At 40.6% G+C, this 17,961-nt stretch carries 16 protein-coding genes and 1 pseudogene; 15 read left to right on the top strand and 2 right to left on the bottom strand.

Annotated features, from left to right (window positions below):
• Positions 1 to 8 precede the first annotated feature (8 nt).
• The 11 genes from DXB43_RS02160 to DXB43_RS02215 all read left to right on the top strand — a co-directional run bounded on the left by DXB43_RS02160 (position 9) and on the right by DXB43_RS02215 (position 11,069).
• A complete protein-coding gene (locus DXB43_RS02160; protein ID WP_022244410.1) occupies positions 9 to 776 on the top strand; it encodes a dihydroorotate dehydrogenase electron transfer subunit in 768 nt (255 codons plus the stop codon).
• The gene (locus DXB43_RS02165; protein WP_022244409.1) at positions 776 to 1,681 is read left to right on the top strand and encodes a dihydroorotate dehydrogenase; all 906 of its coding nucleotides are present in this window, start codon (positions 776 to 778) and stop codon (positions 1,679 to 1,681) included. The genes DXB43_RS02160 and DXB43_RS02165 overlap by 1 nt, the downstream gene beginning before the upstream one ends.
• Before the next feature lie 545 nt (positions 1,682 to 2,226).
• Positions 2,227 to 3,561, top strand: a complete 1,335-nt coding sequence (locus DXB43_RS02175) for a sensor domain-containing diguanylate cyclase (protein WP_242997817.1) — start codon at positions 2,227 to 2,229, stop codon at positions 3,559 to 3,561.
• Between the two features lie 358 nt (positions 3,562 to 3,919).
• Positions 3,920 to 4,936, top strand: coding sequence for a ParM/StbA family protein (locus DXB43_RS02180; RefSeq protein ID WP_117946480.1), 1,017 nt, complete (start codon positions 3,920 to 3,922; stop codon positions 4,934 to 4,936).
• A 10-nt stretch (positions 4,937 to 4,946) separates the two neighbouring features.
• Positions 4,947 to 5,444, top strand: a complete 498-nt coding sequence (locus DXB43_RS02185; protein ID WP_117946482.1) for a hypothetical protein — start codon at positions 4,947 to 4,949, stop codon at positions 5,442 to 5,444.
• 318 nt (positions 5,445 to 5,762) lie between these two features.
• Positions 5,763 to 6,716 carry an ORF6N domain-containing protein gene (locus DXB43_RS02195; RefSeq protein ID WP_008120482.1) on the top strand — a complete coding sequence of 318 codons (954 nt, stop codon included), beginning with the start codon at positions 5,763 to 5,765 and terminating at the stop codon, positions 6,714 to 6,716.
• A gap of 890 nt (positions 6,717 to 7,606) precedes the next feature.
• Positions 7,607 to 7,963: a plasmid mobilization relaxosome protein MobC gene (mobC, locus tag DXB43_RS02200; protein ID WP_022292457.1), complete on the top strand. Its 357-nt coding sequence runs from the start codon at positions 7,607 to 7,609 to the stop codon at positions 7,961 to 7,963.
• A complete protein-coding gene (locus DXB43_RS02205; RefSeq protein WP_008120479.1) occupies positions 7,964 to 9,535 on the top strand; it encodes a relaxase/mobilization nuclease domain-containing protein in 1,572 nt (523 codons plus the stop codon).
• Positions 9,536 to 9,628: 93 nt separating this feature from the next.
• Positions 9,629 to 10,192: a ParA family protein gene (locus tag DXB43_RS02210; RefSeq protein ID WP_022292459.1), complete on the top strand. Its 564-nt coding sequence runs from the start codon at positions 9,629 to 9,631 to the stop codon at positions 10,190 to 10,192.
• Entirely contained in the window at positions 10,170 to 10,337 is a 168-nt protein-coding gene (locus DXB43_RS15245) for a hypothetical protein (RefSeq protein ID WP_008120476.1), read from the top strand. The genes DXB43_RS02210 and DXB43_RS15245 overlap by 23 nt, the downstream gene beginning before the upstream one ends.
• 216 nt (positions 10,338 to 10,553) lie before the next feature.
• Positions 10,554 to 11,069, top strand: a complete 516-nt coding sequence (locus DXB43_RS02215) for a hypothetical protein (RefSeq protein ID WP_022292460.1) — start codon at positions 10,554 to 10,556, stop codon at positions 11,067 to 11,069.
• Between the two features lie 23 nt (positions 11,070 to 11,092).
• On the opposite strand, the gene DXB43_RS02220 is transcribed toward DXB43_RS02215, so the two are convergent.
• On the bottom strand, positions 11,093 to 12,016 hold the full coding sequence (locus tag DXB43_RS02220; protein ID WP_117946484.1) for a hypothetical protein: 924 nt from the start codon (positions 12,014 to 12,016) through the stop codon (positions 11,093 to 11,095).
• Positions 12,017 to 12,424: 408 nt separating this feature from the next.
• Between DXB43_RS02220 and DXB43_RS15865 the strand changes: the two are divergent.
• Positions 12,425 to 12,718 (top strand): annotated as a pseudogene (locus DXB43_RS15865) (hypothetical protein); the annotation flags it as partial.
• 50 nt (positions 12,719 to 12,768) lie between these two features.
• Here DXB43_RS15865 and DXB43_RS02230 read toward each other — a convergent pair.
• Positions 12,769 to 15,177: an ATP-binding protein gene (locus DXB43_RS02230; RefSeq protein WP_008120474.1), complete on the bottom strand. Its 2,409-nt coding sequence runs from the start codon at positions 15,175 to 15,177 to the stop codon at positions 12,769 to 12,771.
• A gap of 545 nt (positions 15,178 to 15,722) precedes the next feature.
• Here DXB43_RS02230 and DXB43_RS02235 point away from each other — a divergent pair.
• From DXB43_RS02235 to pyrE, 3 genes are all read left to right on the top strand, one after another.
• Positions 15,723 to 15,914: an excisionase gene (locus DXB43_RS02235; RefSeq protein WP_015568191.1), complete on the top strand. Its 192-nt coding sequence runs from the start codon at positions 15,723 to 15,725 to the stop codon at positions 15,912 to 15,914.
• Positions 15,915 to 16,043: 129 nt separating this feature from the next.
• Entirely contained in the window at positions 16,044 to 17,183 is a 1,140-nt protein-coding gene (locus DXB43_RS02240) for a tyrosine-type recombinase/integrase (RefSeq protein ID WP_008120472.1), read from the top strand.
• Between the two features lie 83 nt (positions 17,184 to 17,266).
• Entirely contained in the window at positions 17,267 to 17,944 is a 678-nt protein-coding gene (pyrE, locus tag DXB43_RS02245; protein WP_117946486.1) for an orotate phosphoribosyltransferase, read from the top strand.
• Positions 17,945 to 17,961: the final 17 nt, after the last annotated feature.

The following is a 17,961-nucleotide window of genomic DNA, read 5'->3' on the forward strand; positions in this document are numbered from 1 at the left end:
AGAAGAAGATGGCAGAGAAGTTTAAAGAACAGGCGATTATTATCCGCCAGGAAGAAATTGCGGATGACATTTACAGTATGTGGCTGCGTACGGAAGAGATTGCAGCACATGCAAAAGCAGGTCAGTTTGTATCTGTATATTGTAATGAAGGAAGCAGGCTGCTTCCAAGACCAATCAGTATCTGTGAAATTGATAAAAAGGATAATGCCATCCGTCTGGTATACCGTAAAGTTGGAAAGGGAACAGAAGAGTTTTCCGGTATGCATACCGGCGGAATTCTTAATATAACAGGACCGCTGGGAAATGGATTTCCGAAGAAAGAAAAGAAAGCGTTCTTAATTGGTGGTGGAATTGGTATTCCGCCAATGTTAGAGCTGGCAAAAGAATTGGACTGTGAAAAGCAGATGGTACTTGGTTTCCGGGATGAACTTTTCCTGATGGATGAATTTCGTGAAGAAGGAGAAGTCTATGTGGCAACTGAGGACGGAAGTGCCGGGACAGAAGGAAATGTATTGGATGCCATCCGTGAAAATGGGCTGACAGCAGATATTATCTATGCCTGCGGGCCAAAGCCGATGCTGGCAGCTATTAAGGAATATGCAAAAGAGAAACAGATTGAGTGCTGGATTTCCATGGAAGAACGTATGGCTTGTGGAATCGGAGCCTGTTTAGCCTGCGTGTGCCAGTCTAAGGACAAGGATGAACATTCCAATGTCAATAACAAACGTGTATGTAAAGAAGGACCGGTTTTCCGGGCTGAGGAGGTGGAACTTTAATGAATACAAGAGTAAATCTAGCAGGAGTATTATTGAAGAACCCGATTATGACAGCATCCGGAACCTTTGGCTCCGGTCAGGAATACAGTGAATTTGTAGATTTGAATAAACTGGGTGCAGTAGTGACGAAAGGTGTTGCCAATGTACCATGGCCGGGGAATCCGACCCCTCGTGTGGCAGAAGTGTACGGTGGAATGTTAAATGCTATCGGTTTACAGAATCCTGGTATTGATGTATTTGTACAGCGTGATATTCCATTTCTTACCCACTATGACACACGCATTATTGTAAATGTTTGTGGAAAAACAGCCTCCGATTATATAGAAGTTGTGGAAAGACTGGCCGAACAGCCGGTAGATATGCTGGAAATCAATATTTCCTGCCCAAATGTCAAAGAAGGCGGTATTGCCTTTGGACAGAATGCTGCTTCTGTAGAAGAAATTACAAAAGAAGTGAAAAAATATGCAAGACAGCCGGTTATTATGAAATTGAGCCCGAATGTAACGGATATTACAGAGATGGCAAAAGCGGCAGAAGCAGGCGGAGCAGATGTAATTTCCCTGATTAATACACTGACTGGAATGAAGATTGATGTAAACCGCAGAAAATTTGCTTTGGCAAACAGAACTGGTGGGATGTCCGGACCGGCAGTGCATCCAATTGCAGTGCGTATGGTATATCAGGCAGCCCAGGCAGTGAATATTCCGATTATCGGAATGGGAGGTGTACAGAGCACGGAAGATGCATTGGAACTGATACTGGCAGGAGCAACCGCAGTATCTGTGGGAACTGCAAACTTTACCAATCCTACCGCAACGATTGATATTATCAATGGTATACAGGATTATATGGAAAATAATGGAGTTGAAGATATCAATGAACTGATTGGTGCAGTCACTGATTAATGGGACTGTTTTTGATGCTGCCGGAAGAATATCACGGGATTCACAGGGGATTATCTTTTGCTACGAAATACCGCAGTTCTAAAATGCGTGTTTTTCTTTTTGTTATGAAAACAGTCTTTCCAATGTTTGTCAGAATATCGACACAGTTCGCCGAAACACAGATGCCTGATAAGGGCTGTTAGGGGCACTGGGAATTTCGTCTGGCAACAGGCAACGCTGGTACAGGGATGTACCAGCGAGGCACAATTGAACATGGATGTGAATTTGTGCCGGTTGCCAGACAAAAAGCAACGCATACCGAAATCCCCTGTGCCCCTTGCAGGCATTATGTGGCATCTGTACCCGGCGGACAGCGTCGATATTCAGCCAAAGCAACCGGAAAGACAGTTTATAATCAAGAAAAACACGCATTATAAGAACTGTTGGCATTTCATACCGGATAAAGATAAATCTCCTGTAATCCCGTGATATTATTGGGGCAATCATCTTTTTGTCCCCTTTCGCAACCGCCTAAAGGAATGTAATTGCCAGAAAGGATAGAAACAGTGGAAAAGATTTGGAATTTCTTTGAAAATCTTGATGAACTTGTATATGTCTCAGATGTTGATACATATGAGCTTGTGTATATGAACCGGAAAACACGGGAAAACTTTGGATTTCAGACCCAGGAGGAAATAAAAGGAAAGAAATGTTATGAGGTGATGCAGCATAATGCCGCCCCTTGTAGTATGTGCAATAATCAGGAACTGGTAGAAGGTGAGTTTAAAGAATGGAAGTATTATAATCCGGTTCTTGGCAAACATCTGTTGTTGAAGGATACTATGCTGGAACAGGATGGTCGACGTTACCGGGTAGAAATTGCACTGGATGTCAGCAACGAAGAAAAACAGGGAAGTCTGATTCAAAACTATGAAAATATGGAGGCTATTATAAATGAGGGCATAAGAATTGCGTTAAATGCCCCTACATCAGAACAGTCACTGGAAATTATCCTGGAATATCTTGGAAAGGCATTGAATGGAGAACGTACCTATATTTTTGAAAAAAACTTATTGGGAAATGACGATAACACCTATGAATGGGTAGCGAATGGTATCAGGCCTGAGAAAGATAATTTGCAGAATGTTCCGGCTGAAGTATGCGAGAACTGGTACCGCAATTTTAGGGAAGGCAAAAATATTATCATTGGTAATCTGGAAAATATACGTGAGAGTGATCCACTGCAGTATGAGAATCTGAAACAACAGAATATTTCAACGCTGGTAGTAGTTCCACTGTATGAAGGTCAGAAAATCATCGGTTTTTATGGAGTTGATAATCCTCCCGAAAAAATGTTGGATTATACTTCTAATATGCTTCAGATTATGGGATATTTTATTGTCTCCAGCATCAGAAGGCGTAATCTGGTGCGGGAATTGGAACGGATGAGCTATAGTGACCAGCTTACGAAACTTGGAAACCGGTTCGCCATGGAACAGTATGTTACAGATGCATCAGGGACTTCATGCTTTGGTGTGGTGTATTGCGATATTACAGGACTGAAAAGGGTAAATGATACTTTAGGTCATCAGGCAGGTGACCAGCTCATTCTGCGTGCCGGCGAATTACTCCGTGAGGAATTTTCAGACTATGGACTGTTCCGTATTGGAGGGGATGAACTTCTGGCACTGTGTGCAGGTATCGGAGAAGAGGAACTGAAGCAGCGGATAGAACGTATGAAGGCTGGCATGAAGAAAAAAGATGTAGTAATGGCAGTCGGATCAGTATGGCAGGAAAGCTGGGAGCGTGGATTTGACCTCTTGCTGATGGAAGCTGAACGCAGAATGTATCAGGAAAAAGCAGCTTATTATAATAATGCTGGTATAGACCGGCGCCATTAAGAAAAATGCATTGAGGTTTTCAGGGAAGTATGGTAGCATAAGAAATTAGGTAAAAGAAAAAAGTGATATTTCACTGTTGACATATTCAGGAGGTTTCATACATGGAAGCATATAAGAAAGAGTTTATAGATTTCCTACCTGCTCCTTTATCTTAACCCTTGTGAATGCCCTCAAATGCTTGATTTTACAGGCTTTGAGGGCATTTTTAATTTGAGAGGAAACTATCGTAACTTATCATAAAATGGTGTAATTTGATGAAAAAAGTGTGTAGTAAAGTGTGTAGTAATTCGTAGGAAGGATACGCTAAATATCAAGAGTGGCAGTTGATTCGTCCATGTGTTTGTAGAGATACAGATGCATGGACTTTTTTATTTTGGTTACCGGCACAGATGCCGGAGAAAGAGAGGATTATATGACAGAGAAGATTAGAGAATACAGTATGAACGGAGCACTGATTATCGGTGTGGATAATGGCTACGGAAATATGAAAACAGCCAGAAGATGCTTTAAGACAGCAATTGCAAAGTATGACAGCGCACCTGTGTTAAGCAGAGATTATATCGAGTACGATGGTGGATATTATGTCATTGGAGAGGGAAGAAAGGGTTTTGTGGCAGATAAGCAGACTGATGACGACAATTATATGCTGACACTTGCGGCTATTGTAAAGGAACTGGAAGCAAGAGGAATGACAGACTCTGTAAACAGGGCAAGGATTCATCTTGCAGTTGGGCTTCCTCTGAAATGGGTGCAGGCACAGAGGGAGGACTTTAAGAGATATATGCTTAGAAACAGCAGCGTAGAGGTCGGCTATAAAGACAGACTTTATTATATTGAATTCGCTGGCTGTACAGTTATGCCGCAGTGTTACTCGGCAGTGACAGAGAATCTGAAGGATTTTGCAGGGGTGACACTTCTTGCAGATATTGGAAATGGCACCATGAATTTGATGTATCTGAATAACGGTAGACCAATGGAAAGCAAGGCATGGACCGAGAAGCTTGGTGTGTTCCAGTGTTTTCAGAAGATTCACAATATGGTGCAGGACAAAACGGGAGACAATCTTATGGATGATGTAATTGATAATATTCTTCGTAGCGGGAAGATTGAACTGCCGGAGCCACATGCATCACTCGTGGAAAAGGCAATTTGTGACTATGTGGAGGAGATTTTTCAGAAGCTTCGTGACCATGAATATAATGAGAAGCTGATGAAGGTTTACTTCATGGGTGGCGGAGCAAGACTGGTAGAACAGTTTGGAAGTTATAATCCGGACACCACCATTTTTAATCATGATATCCGTGCTAATGCAAAGGGCTATGAGTATTACTGCTATATGCTTTTAAGACATCAGGAAAGAGCAGGCAGAAGGTAGGTGAGGCAATATGACAAAGCACTACAGGAATCACAACATCCGTTTCAATATGACGGATGAGGGAGGCGTGCAGGCGTGGGAACGCCTGCACTCCGCTGAAGTGGAACAGGACTTTAAGTCGCAGAATGCTTTTGTGGTGGCTGCGATTAATGATTATTATGAAAGGCATCTTGCCAAGAAAAACGATCCATATCTGGAGAGTCGGGAAAAGGAAGATGCCTTTGCAGACAGACTGGTGCAGACTGTGGAGCAGAAGCTTCTTTCAAATCTTCCGGCACTTGCAGCCATGTATCAGATGCAACAGCAGGCATTTTTTCAGGCAGGACTACAGGCTGGTGGGATAATGTCTTATCCGTATCAGCAGGGAAATCCGGGAGCTGAGGCATCGGTGGGGGTAAAGCTAGTTACGGAACCGATACAGGGCAGTGAACAACCGATAGAAGTTGTAAAGCAAGAACTGTCGGAGCCAGAAGAGAATGAGTTTCTGGATTACTCGTTTGGTGTGTAAATTATGGATTCGTGTTGATTTTCAATTGATAAAAGAAGAAGTGGCATGATATAATTAACCACACAATGAGTGTGTGAGATAAAGGTTCAGATACCACTTCGAACGGTGGAAGAGTGGGAAGCGGGTCGAAGAAAGCCTCCTGAATATATTCCACGGTTGAAAAAGTATCAGATTATGTATGAACAGCAATTTGGGAAGCAAAACAAGAAGGAACACGATGATACTGTTTGAGGTCACAGTTTGTGACCTCAGAATGAGTACACAGATTGTAGACTTGAAGTCGCAATTTGCGACTTCAAAAATGGATTGGAGGATTCGATGGCAAAAGATAATAGTGAATTGATTGACGTAAATTCAGATGTAAAGGATAGGGTTATGGAAGTGAGTCATATTCAGAGTCTTATATATGTTATTAGAGGAAAACAGGTAATGCTCGATAGTGACTTGGCAATTTTGTATCAAGTTGAAACAAAAACTTTTAATCAGGCTGTAAAAAGAAATATTGAAAGATTTCCTGAGAATTTCAGGTTTCAACTAAAAAAGGAAGAGTACGACTCTTTGAGGTCACAATTTGTGACCTCAAAAGAAGGGAGAGGTGGAAGAAGATATCTGCCATATGTTTTTACAGAACAAGGTATTGCAATGCTTTCTGCGGTGCTGAGGAGTGATATTGCAATACAAGTCAGTATCAGGATAATGGAAACATTTGTTGAAATGCGTAAATATATGGCAAACACGTCACTTTTGTATGATCGCATGAATGCAATAGAAGAAAGACAGATAACTTATCAAAATGAAACAAATGAGAAATTTGATAAAGTATTTGCATATATTTCTGACCACGAAGAATCACAGCAGAAAATCTTTTTTGATGGACAGATATATGATGCGTTTAGCTTACTGATAGATCTGGTAGCTAGTGCAACGAAAAGTCTTGTATTGGTCGATAATTATGTCGATGTGGGAACTTTAAATATTCTGTCCAAGAAGAAAGAGAATGTATCGGTAACGATTTACACAGTTAGAAAAACCAGATTGTCAGAAAAAGATATTGAAACTTTCAATCAACAGTATCCCAAACTTGAAGTGAACTACACAGGTGTATTTCATGACAGGTTTTTAATCATTGATGACAAAAAAGCGTATCACATTGGTGCATCATTAAAAGATGCAGGAAAGAAATGTTTTGCTATAAGCTTATTAAACGATTCTGGTGTGATATATGATATTTTACAGAGGCTGGATATAGAAACAGAAGAAAACGAATCATAAAGAGGGATAATGACTTGGGGTGGGTAACACCCAAGTCCCCCCCCAAGTCACCCCCCCAAGTCTAACAGACTGATATTACAGAAAGAATTCTATTGTTTTGTAATGAGGGTAGAAGCAAGAAGGATATAGCCGATGATAATCAATTCAATTATCCAAGTAAACATCGGCTACATTCCCGGGTACAATTGCAGTAAAGACAGAAAGACACACCATCCCCTTTGTAGATGGTGTGTCTTTCTGTCTGGGGGTCTCGGGGGCGTAGCCCATGAGCAGGTAGCACCGATGGCGCAGACAATGAGGCGGAAATAAAATCAGGGTACCGGAGGGGACCCTGATTTTATTTTTGACGAGTTGGCAAGCCAGCGGTACTACCTGCCTATATCATCCCCACCACATCGGAAAGGGAATAGAAGATTTCAATAAGTAGTAGAGATGTGAAAAAAAGCAGTCCGAAGCGGTAAGCGAAGGGCTGCTTTTGTCTGTCTGACGGAGTCTTTTTTCCGTCAGGCAGACCTGTGGGGATGATGTGCCCTGCTGACGAAGCATCGCTTACACAAAGGCTACGAAGAAATACCAAGACGGATGCAGATGATAGCGGTTCTTATGGACAGTATAGCTATAACAGATACAGTTTAGACAACATCTGCAACCAAATGGCTACAAAGCAGAGCAACAGTAGAACCACAACAGGGGCATGACACTGCAATTTACCGGTGCAGACCACAATTTCTATTAGTATGTAGCCATAATCCGGTGCAATCGTAGCCAAAACACAATAACTGAAAATACCAAAAAATGAAGCCATGAAACAATTGGAAGAAAAGGCAGCAATGCCAATTCAACCAATGAGTTTTGTGGCTTTTTTTACAGATAAAAAGAAGGAGGACACTATGGGGAAACGAACAAGAGACGAGGTAATCTATTCTCGTGTGGATTACCGTGTAAAACAGGAATTTGAATCACAGATGAAGGAGAGCGGATATAAGACTTCCGCTGATTTCATCGACTATCTGCTCCGGGGCAACAAGGGCAGGCAGATTGACGGGACAACATTAAAGCAGTTTATGGAGGTCATGAATGAGGTCTGCTACGAACTGAAAAAGCAGGGAGTCAATATCAACCAGCTGGCAAGGAATATCAATGCCTATCCGGATTTGATATCCATGACAGCATTTGAACCGTTCCAGAGAGTATTCCGGCGGTTGGAAGACTCAGTATTAAAACTATATGAAAAGGTGGTGAGTTAGATGGCGGTATATGGAAATGTCAATGTAAAATATGCTCCATGCAAGTCTGTGGCACAGCTTCACAGTGCTGCAGATTATATTCTGGGGAAGAAGAAGGAACAGCTAAGTTCCAGTGTTATCAAGACAAAGTCGGAGTTATATAATGCTTTTGGCTGCAATCGGGATAACTTTGCAAACAGTGTCCTTATGACAAGGAAAATGCATCAGAAGAAGTATAGCCGGTTCTTCCCGCGGGACATTCTGGCACAGAAGCTATCAATATCCTTTCATCCGGAGGACAATGATAAGCTGACTTATGCAGAGGCTTACAAGATGGCAGAGGACTTTGCTCGTGAGTTCTTCTGGAAAAAGGGATTTGAGGTATTGTTTGCGGTTCATGTGGATACGGAGCATGTTCACGTGCATTTTCTGGTAAATAACTGTAATCAGAAGGATGGTTCTTCCTTTCGGAGAGGTCCGAAGGAGCTGGTGGAAATGTCGGAATATTTTGGAGAACAGTGCAGAAGCCGGGGCTTGACACACTCTGTCCGTGACAGCTTCTACAATCCGGATAAGACCAGGGAGGAACGCACCTTAGCGGAAAATCATATGCAGAAAAGGGGAAAACTTTCTTTCAAGGATGAAATGCGTGTGTATATCAGACTTGCCATGAATGATCCGACCACGCAGAACATTCATGATGTGGTGAATATGTTAGAAAGAACCTATCATATGAATGTAAGGCTGAAAGGTAATACCATTAGCTATGCCCTTCCCTATCGTAGCAGTAATGGAGGCAAGGTAAAGGCAGTACGAGGCAGTAAGCTTGGTAAGCGATTCACGGTTGCAGGCATCAGGGAATATATGAAACAGAAGGAAAAAGAGGATTGGTTTGATTATCCAAGGCAGGAGCAGGACATCGAGCATTCCAGTCAGTCCATGAAGGATTATCCCAGATGGGAAGAGGATGAGGAGGAAGTGAAGGAGTCTGCTTCTAAGGCTAAAAAGCAGATACCAACACAGGAGTCACAGCCGACCAGAAAACCGGATGTTTCTGTATATGAGGCATATGACGAGTTTCAGGAAAAACATGAGATACCGGAGAATGACGAGTCTTTCTTTTATGGTGCTGCATTTGATGACTTCAATAAAGAGTGGCAGGGACTTGATGCAGGCGCAGGCTCGGTAAGTACTGAGTTTGGCACAACAAATAACTCAACCGACGCAGAACCATATAATGAGGATGAGTTAGACGAATTACTTGATAACAATTCGTCAACGGTGCCGGTTCAAAATAAGCCGTTTCCATCTCCAGCAGAATACCGCAAGCTCTCTCTGGAAAAACGTGCTAAACTTCTTCCGCCACCTTCTGATGACCGAATTGAAGAACTAAAGAAGTATCAGGACAGAATGGGATATACCGAAGAATCCATGCGGAGTATGCGTTACAAGATGTCTGTATATGATGATTTTACCGAGGAATATGATTATCGTGTGAAATACAACAGAAATCATTCTTCAGAGGAGCAGCTAAAAGCACAAGCGGAACAGCAGATAATCACACCGGTTCGTAGACGTGGGCGTGGCAGATGACAAGGCTTTGATTGCCTTTCAAACTCACTTTCGGTAAGAAAAACTCCATTGCACATAAAATGATTTTGAGCTATAATTTTAATGGATTTTTGTATGAAAGGCGGGTATGATATATTACCAAACATTATGCTGGTAGGAGCAGAGCAAGAGTTATCACAGACGGGAAAAGAACACCGTTTGAAAGAAGCTATTGCCCCCGTAGCGGAAAAGTATGATTATATCATTATAGACACGCCGCCCTCTTTGGGTGTGTTGACCGTAAACGCATTTACGGTGGCAGGTGATATTCTGATACCGACCACAGCGGGCATATTTGCCACAACAGGAATTAACCAGCTTAACGAAACAGTAAGGAGCGTACAGCGGTACTGCAATCCTAATGTAAAGATAACGGGTATTCTGTTTACAAGGTTCAATCCGAGAGCAAACATCAGCAAGCAGATAAAGGAACTTACGGAACAGTTGAGCGAGTACATTTCTGCACCGATATATAAGACCTATATTCGGTCAGCGGTAGCGGTAGAGGAAGCACAGGCAAACAGAACAGATATATTTGAGTATGCGGAGAAGTCCACCGTATCAGAGGACTATAAAGCCTTTATAGAGGAATTTTTGAAAGGAGAGGTAGAGAGTAATGGCAGGAAAGGCAAAATTTGACCAAGAAGCGGCGTTTAAGTCGATTATAGGTGCAGGAGCAAGCGAGGGTTCAGAGAAGCCAGTGGCAAAAGGCAGACCAAAAGCGGAGTGGGAAACAAAGAAGCCCATAAAAAAGCGTGTGAGCATTGGAACGAGGGTGGCTTAGCAAAGGTTTGGATAGATAAGGACGGGTATCTTTGTATCGAATATGAAAGCGGCGAATGGTGGCACTACAACGATAAAGGAGAGTGGTGGTAGATGAAAGTAGGAAAGTATCAGATAGGACGTTTCCATGCGATTATTCGCAAGGAATACGCAGACGGAAGTGTTGACTATTGGCAGGGATATAAGACATTATTAAATGAAGAATGAGGTGAAGAGAATGAATAAGAAACAAAAGAAAATATTTTTTTGTGTTTGTATGATTTTTTTTCTGTTTTTAATTGTTACTATATATTTATTGAAGCAGAAATCACCATATGAATATTTGAAAGAACAAAAAGGAATGACAGCACAAACTACTGCAAATGAATGTTTGGAAGAAATTCGATTCGACAATAAATATATAGTGTTTTTCATAAATGAGAATGGAAATCTATCATGTGCAGTTATGAAGAAGAAGATATTTTCTTATGAAATATTAAGAATTAGTGGAGAACTATCACAGAGCAAGAATAGTAAAAATTATTTATTTAGTTCATACGAAGATAATGGATATAAATGGATTGATTGGGGTGTGATAAATGATAGTGATATTGAATCAGTATTATCTAATGATAACAAGATGAATATTATTGATAATTTGCAGTATTCATTTAGAATATGTTGGATTATTGGAAACGGAGAAGAGAATACGCCACCAGAGCATGAAGAAATAAAAATAGGTAGTTCAATTTGAACTACCTATTTTTTATGGTTAGTTTAATAATATATTCCGGTAATATTGCAAACTAAAGGCCATTGATTTTTTACATTACTTAATGTAAATCCAGCCGAAACGCTATCACTTCCTACATTCATAGAAACACTACCTGTTGTTTTTTGATAGGTATGAATATATTTTAAGACAGCTTCTGCCGTGTTACCATTTCCAGTCATAGTATTCTTTTTGATATTAATAGTTGCATTTATATTTTTATTATAATTTGCAAAATGGTCTTCAAAAAGACTTTCTTCAAAAGACCATACTCTTCCACCGTTTGCGATAGAGTCAACCATTGTAGGATAAGTGACTTTTCCAGTTAAATCAGTCGCCGAGCATGAAGATGAATTTGTAGTAAATAAACCAGACCAAGTAATTCCCATAAAATCTTTACCTATGGCTGGATTTTTTTCTGAACTTGTAAAAGCCCCAAAGTCCCAATTTGCGTTTCCATTTAATTTACATGAGACGCTTTTTCCAGAGATAGATTGAGAACCAGAAAAAGTAAGTGTTAATTTTCCATAGGTTCTTTTAGCAGCACGACTTGTAGACATTGTGTTAATGTTGGAGAAATTATCAATACCAATATTTTCAACTTCGTCTTTAGATAAAAGACGACTATTAGAAACATAAATATCTTCATTTTTATCGGTAGCAAGAGTTTCTTCTACAAAAACTGTTGCTGTTATCGTATCAAGTTGCTTTGATTCGTTGTTAAGTGAATAGTTATTAGGTGCAGGTGATGTTTCTGTTACAATATAAGCATCTGGAAATTCTGGGGAGTAAATTATATTGTTAGTTTTTGTTACAGTATCATTTGAGATATTATTAGATTCTTTTGCAAATGTCGTTGTAGACATTCCCATAACCATAACAGCAGTAAGTGCAAGATTTACAAGTTTCTTAAAATGTTTTTTCATCATAGGCAATACCTCGCTTTCTTTGAAAAATCAATGGTTTACATAAGTCATCATTGCATATTGTCAATATTTTGTCATGTAAAAAATGAAAAATTCTGTAAATTTATAAACGCAATAATGATATAACAGAAAAATGTGATTGTACTTGCATTGTCAAGATAATTATTTAATAGGAATATTGATAATAAATTATATATAATATATAATTTATAATTTATGTATAGTAAATATGAAATAAGTTATTTATTTAAAGAAAGAGGAAAGGGAGTGAAGCTGAACGAGAGATTACTTTTTAATCATTTTTTTAATAGTGGTGCTGGTTCTGCTTCTTCCGTTTATCCTTTGGTGGAAGCACAGGCACAAAGAAACAGATAGAAAGGGGAACAGTAAAATGTAATAGGGTGAATGATTATAGCAAAAAGACCAGTATCAATATATGATTTTAAGGCTTTCGGGGCTGCCATTAAAGCCGCGAGAAACGAATACGGAGAAAGTCGCAAAAAAGTAAGCGACGAGTTATATATCTCCCCGCGCTATCTTGCTAAGGCTTTCGGGGCTGCCATTAAAGCCGCGAGAAACGAATACGGAGAAAGTCGCAAAAAAGTAAGCGACGAGTTATATATCTCCCCGCGCTATCTTGCGAATATCGATAACAAAGGACAGCAGCCGAGCCTACAAGTTTTCTATGACCTCGTTACCCGTTATGCTGATATTTGGGTGTGTTCTGACTATATGTATCATTGTTATGGCAATACCTAATGCGTGCTGATTAGTATTTTTTTATATTGCTCCGCAAGCTCTTTCTTTCCCCATCTCATATACAAACTATACAAATAACGAGCAGTACTTTTGGAATAATCATTATCAGGGTTCTCGTTCATAACAGCATGAAAGACGGCATCTGCGTTAAGCAGGTGCTGTTCTGCTATCACAGGCTGAGAACGGGTATAAGCAATGACACCACGATAGAACTCGCACATACCATAATCAAGGTTATTTCTACCCATAACTTCATCAATGGTGGATTCACAGAAATCAATAATTTCCAGAGCAGAATCATATTCCTTATTCTGCACCAGCATGTTAGCAAGTGAGAGTGTCTGCTGCAGGGTATCATTATTCTCTATCAATCCAAGACTGGCATATTCCCTGCGTACTGTGAAAGCTGTCTTGAGTTCTGATACGGCTTCTTCCAGTTTCTTCCGGAACAGATAAGCTGTAGAGAGGTTGTTGTGCAGGTTTGAAAGCAGATTGGCGGAACGGGCATCCGCAGTATTGGTCTTATGGTAATTTTCCATGAGGGCAATCGCCTTTTTATATTTCTTAATGGCATTATCATATTCCTTGCGTGGGAACAGAAGCTGTGCTTTGTAATCTAATAATAATGCTTTGTCACAGGCAGAAATGTGGTTGGTTTCTTGCGTAATATCTGGTGTGCCTGATTTATCTGAATTATACGATTTACTCGTTTCATCCGACTTGCCCGAATCATTCATAAGATTCATCACATATTCTATACGTTCTACCAGCTCCGACAGATAATCGGTATCCAGATATTTGTCAAAGTAAGGGTACATATCCTGTAAGAACAGTAGATAGTAAGCCCTGTTATCTAGGATGATGTGTCTGTTGATGCTTTTCAGACATTCCATGACAGTCACCGGTCTTTTTACATCCAGACCGTGAGCAAGGCAAATCAAATGCAGGTGATTTAACATCACATGGCAGTCTGATACGGTTGGAATGGTCTCTGCGATTGCCACTTCCTGAATGAGAGGATGGAGTGCAATCGTCTTATTTTCGGTATCTTCACTGATAATGCCATAGCGTATCAGCTCATTAACATTTTTGAGAGAATCCAGTTCCAGCCACATTTTGAACGCACTTTTATAAACTCCTGATACCGGCAGGAGTGAGAGGTTACGGAGGATATCAATACTGTCCTCATTTAATCTATTAAGCTTCATCAACATGCGAAGGTGTCCTATCATACTGGCATAGGAGAATTCATCATCCTTGAATACCTCGATTTCTTCCATGTTCTGCCCGATACCGCAGGAACGCAGCTCCTGTAACAATTCTTCCGGTTCCATGCCGCTGGCTTCTAAGGTAAGAGCAGCCATGCAGACAGTCAGGGTATGACAGTTCACTTCTTCTATAATGGCAGACACACTGTCCGGATCACGTTTTGCAGAAGGACAATGCTTGTAGAACAGTTCTGTCAGTTCTTTTTCTTTATCCAATTCCTTTATTTCTATAGAATCATAATTCTTAAGTTTGCATCTGCTGGTAATCAATAGCTGCATATCATTCTTCATCAGTTCCTTTAAGAAGGGTTCGTCCTTTGGAAGCACATTGAAGTTGTCCAGAATCAGCAGTGTATCTGTGTGGAGTCTCTGCATCACCTTATAGTGATTCTGAAAACGGACTTCCTCATTCATTTCTACGGAATCATCTGCAAATGTAAGGTTTGCGATGTCTTTTCTCAAATCACCGGTGTAATACAGATAAATGATATTGGTGTACTTTTTACGGTTCGTCTGTGCATAGGCTTTGGCAACTTCGCTTTTTCCAATGCCTGCCATACCAGTAATGAATAAGACGGATTGATTGGAAAGATGGGATGCGATTGCTTTTATCTCATCCTTTCGTCCAATGAATGCCTGATTGCAGGAGGGAAGCTTATTGCAAAGAATCACTTCCGAAAGGTCGGGAGAATAGAGCGCACCTGTGCTATGGTCATTCAAAATCGCATATCTTACCACAGAGCAGAAAAAGGCTGCATTATCCGGCTCCTGAATCAGTGCATCAGCCATTTCCTGCCCGATGGTTTTTATACTGTCTGTAATCAATTCCTCCATCTGGATTCGAGCCTGTGCTTCGTTCAACAGGTTCGGAATAATCTTATCTCTGAAATCATCCTCCATCGTATCCCATTCATCCTCATCTTCATAAGTCTTTAGGATATCTATAGGAATCGGGCGGGCGCCATTGCACCAGCGGCTGTACATCGTCGTGTCATCTGCGATTAATTCCGAAGCTGTCAGAGTATCATCCAGATATGCAGAGAACAGACTGCGTACAAGCTGGTGCTGCGGGTAGGTTTTCTTTTTATTTTCCAATAATACACCAATCACATTGGCGAAGGTCAGTCTGTTTCTCATCTGTGTGCTCCTTTCAGAGAGGATTTATCAATCCCGCTATCTATCTTATCTGTCTTTCTATATTTTCATTCTTTGAAAAGTTTCTATGTCAAGTCGCGGTCAAGTGACCGTCAATTATTTTATTCTCTATATTTTACTACAATTAACTTACAAAACGTAGCCGGGCGGCATCAGAAATGAAGCAAATCGGCTACAACAATCATAACACAAAACAAACTTATGTTCTACAAGAATATCGAAATGTTTTAACTGTACATTGAAAACTTCATGAGTTGTATTCACAGTCAACGGACTTTGCGATGATACTTAAAGCAATTTAAGCGGAGCAAAGAACAGACACTTCCGTCAAGGGTGGGAGATGATCTCGCGCAGGAGAGGCCCACAGGCAGGTTTCAGTAGTGAGAAATCGGTGCTAAAGAATCCAGACAGTGGATACGTAGAAAACCAAACTAAGAGTACTGGAACAATCTTACTTTAGGAACCGCTTATTGCGGGTAGGAAAGAAGGTGGTTAATGAGAATATTACGAGAGGAGGCAGGACTACCATGAAAACAGAACTTGATACAAGAGCGTTATTAAATGTAAAGGAAATGTGTGAGTACCTTGGTATTGGACAGACGAAAGCAAGAGAATTGCTTTCCAATCCGGCCAATGGTTTCACGGTAAGAATCGGTAACAGACTATATGCTCATAAGGGCAGATTAGACCACTGGTTACTGAATCAGATTCTTTCATAAATAAGAACACGGAGGAGTTTCAAAATGAGAATTCAATTTTTGAAACGGATTGATAATTGTAAGGTTTTATGGTAGAATAGGGACGATATTTGGAATCCTTCCTATTCTACACTTAGGAAGGAGGCATAAATGGGTAAATCCCTTAATGGTAAAGAATTAGGTAAAGGCTTATCACAGAGAAAGGATGGTCTTTATCAGGGAAGATTCGTGAATCGTTTTGGCAAGAAGCAGACGGTTTACGCAAAGACGCTGAATGAGGTAAGACAGAAGCTTAGAAACGAACAGTATGAGGATGAAAAGGCACTCAATGTTGTTGCGAAGGACGTAACGCTTGACGAATGGTATGAAATCTGGATGGATACCTGCAAGAAGAATTGCAGAGACTCCACCAAGGAGACATACGCAGGTCATTATCGCAGAATACAGAAGGCTCTGGGATGGAGAAAACTCACATCCTTGAATTTACTGATTATGCAGCAGGCGATTAACGAACTGGAAACAGACAATGAGCGTAAGAATTCGAAAAAGATACTGGTCGATATGCTGGAGAAAGCAATAGACTCTGATTTACTTATCAAAAATTCTGCTAAGCAGATCAATACTGTGATTTCTAAAGAGGTTAAGAAAGAACGTAGAGTATTAACGGTAGGTGAAACGGAGCTTTTTTTTAGCTATGCGAAGGACACATTCTACTACAATTTATATGTAGTGGCAATCGACACAGGAATGCGTATTGGTGAGTTGATGGGGCTTCAGTGGTCTGATGTAGACTTTGAAAAGAAGGTTGTACACGTCAGACGTTCCTTATGCTATTTCCGCAAGGATGGCAAATATGTCTTTGAATGGCATGATACCAAGACGCATAACAGCAAGCGAACCATTCCCTTAACAACAAGAGCTATGGAAGCTCTGAAAAAACAAAGAGTTCGCGGGCAGGAGATTCTGCTTAAGAACGCACAAACAGCACAGGACGAATACAAGAATCTGGTTTTCGTAACCAGAAACAATCGACCTACACAGCAGTTCATCGTACAGGAATGTATGGATGTAACAACGAGACGAATTCAGAAGGAACACCCGGAATTTGAGAGGTTCTCTCCTCATTGTTTCCGTCACACCTTTGCAACAAGGGCAATCGAGAACGGAATGCAGCCTAAGAGCGTGCAGAAGCTTCTCGGACATGGCTCCTTACAGCTGACAATGGATTTGTATTGTCACGTAACAGATGATACCTTGTTTGACGAGATGAGGAAGATGGAAGCGGTGTAAAGTGTGTAAAAAGTGTGTAGTAAAGCAATTTGAGACAATAATAAAGGCGTGAAAGCCTTATAAACAGGAGGTTTTAAGATAAAATGGAACAGTATAAGCAGGAATTTATTGAATTTATGGTGGAGAGTGAGGTTTTGAAATTTGGTGACTTCACATTAAAGAGTGGAAGAAAGTCTCCATTTTTTATGAATGCAGGTGCATATGTAACCGGTTCACAGTTATCCCGCCTTGGAGAATATTATGCAAAAGCAATTCACGACCACTATGGTACCGATTTTGATGTGCTATTTGGACCGGCATATAAGGGAATTCCGCTTTCTGTTGCAACAACAATCGCATTTAGCCGTCTTTATGGCAAAGAGATTCGTTACTGTTCTAACCGTAAAGAAGTAAAAGACCATGGCGATACCGGAATTTTGCTTGGAAGCAAAATCAAAGATGGTGACCGTGTTGTTATTATTGAGGATGTAACGACATCCGGAAAATCTATTCAGGAGACATTCCCAATCATTCAGGCACAGGGAGACGTAACTATCCTTGGACTGATGGTATCCTTAAACCGTATGGAAAAAGGCCTTGAAACAGACAAATGCGCATTGGATGAGATTCGGGAGAAATATGGTTTCCCTGCAAATGCAATTGTCAGCATGGCAGATGTGGTAGAGTGTTTATACAACCGTCCTTGCCAGGGCAGGCTTATCATTGATGATAAGATGAAAGAAGCAATTGATAAATATTATGAGCAGTATGGGGCAAAATAAACAGCAAAAATGAAATG

Origin of the sequence: Roseburia sp. OM04-10BH (genome assembly GCF_003462605.1) — a bacterium.
GTDB lineage: Bacteria > Bacillota > Clostridia > Lachnospirales > Lachnospiraceae > Roseburia_C > Roseburia_C amylophila.

Coding starts and splice junctions, on each gene's coding strand:
- pyrE (WP_117946486.1), top strand. CDS start 17,267: ATGGAACAGTATAAGCAGGAATTTATTGAATTTATGGTGGAGAGTGAG.
- DXB43_RS02230 (WP_008120474.1), bottom strand. CDS start 15,177: ATGAGAAACAGACTGACCTTCGCCAATGTGATTGGTGTATTATTGGAA.
- DXB43_RS02160 (WP_022244410.1), top strand. CDS start 9: ATGGCAGAGAAGTTTAAAGAACAGGCGATTATTATCCGCCAGGAAGAA.
- DXB43_RS02195 (WP_008120482.1), top strand. CDS start 5,763: ATGGCAAAAGATAATAGTGAATTGATTGACGTAAATTCAGATGTAAAG.
- mobC (WP_022292457.1), top strand. CDS start 7,607: ATGGGGAAACGAACAAGAGACGAGGTAATCTATTCTCGTGTGGATTAC.
- DXB43_RS02205 (WP_008120479.1), top strand. CDS start 7,964: ATGGCGGTATATGGAAATGTCAATGTAAAATATGCTCCATGCAAGTCT.
- DXB43_RS02240 (WP_008120472.1), top strand. CDS start 16,044: ATGGGTAAATCCCTTAATGGTAAAGAATTAGGTAAAGGCTTATCACAG.
- DXB43_RS15245 (WP_008120476.1), top strand. CDS start 10,170: ATGGCAGGAAAGGCAAAATTTGACCAAGAAGCGGCGTTTAAGTCGATT.
- DXB43_RS02215 (WP_022292460.1), top strand. CDS start 10,554: ATGAATAAGAAACAAAAGAAAATATTTTTTTGTGTTTGTATGATTTTT.
- DXB43_RS02220 (WP_117946484.1), bottom strand. CDS start 12,016: ATGATGAAAAAACATTTTAAGAAACTTGTAAATCTTGCACTTACTGCT.
- DXB43_RS02165 (WP_022244409.1), top strand. CDS start 776: ATGAATACAAGAGTAAATCTAGCAGGAGTATTATTGAAGAACCCGATT.
- DXB43_RS02210 (WP_022292459.1), top strand. CDS start 9,629: ATGAAAGGCGGGTATGATATATTACCAAACATTATGCTGGTAGGAGCA.
- DXB43_RS02235 (WP_015568191.1), top strand. CDS start 15,723: ATGAAAACAGAACTTGATACAAGAGCGTTATTAAATGTAAAGGAAATG.
- DXB43_RS02180 (WP_117946480.1), top strand. CDS start 3,920: ATGGACTTTTTTATTTTGGTTACCGGCACAGATGCCGGAGAAAGAGAG.
- DXB43_RS02185 (WP_117946482.1), top strand. CDS start 4,947: ATGACAAAGCACTACAGGAATCACAACATCCGTTTCAATATGACGGAT.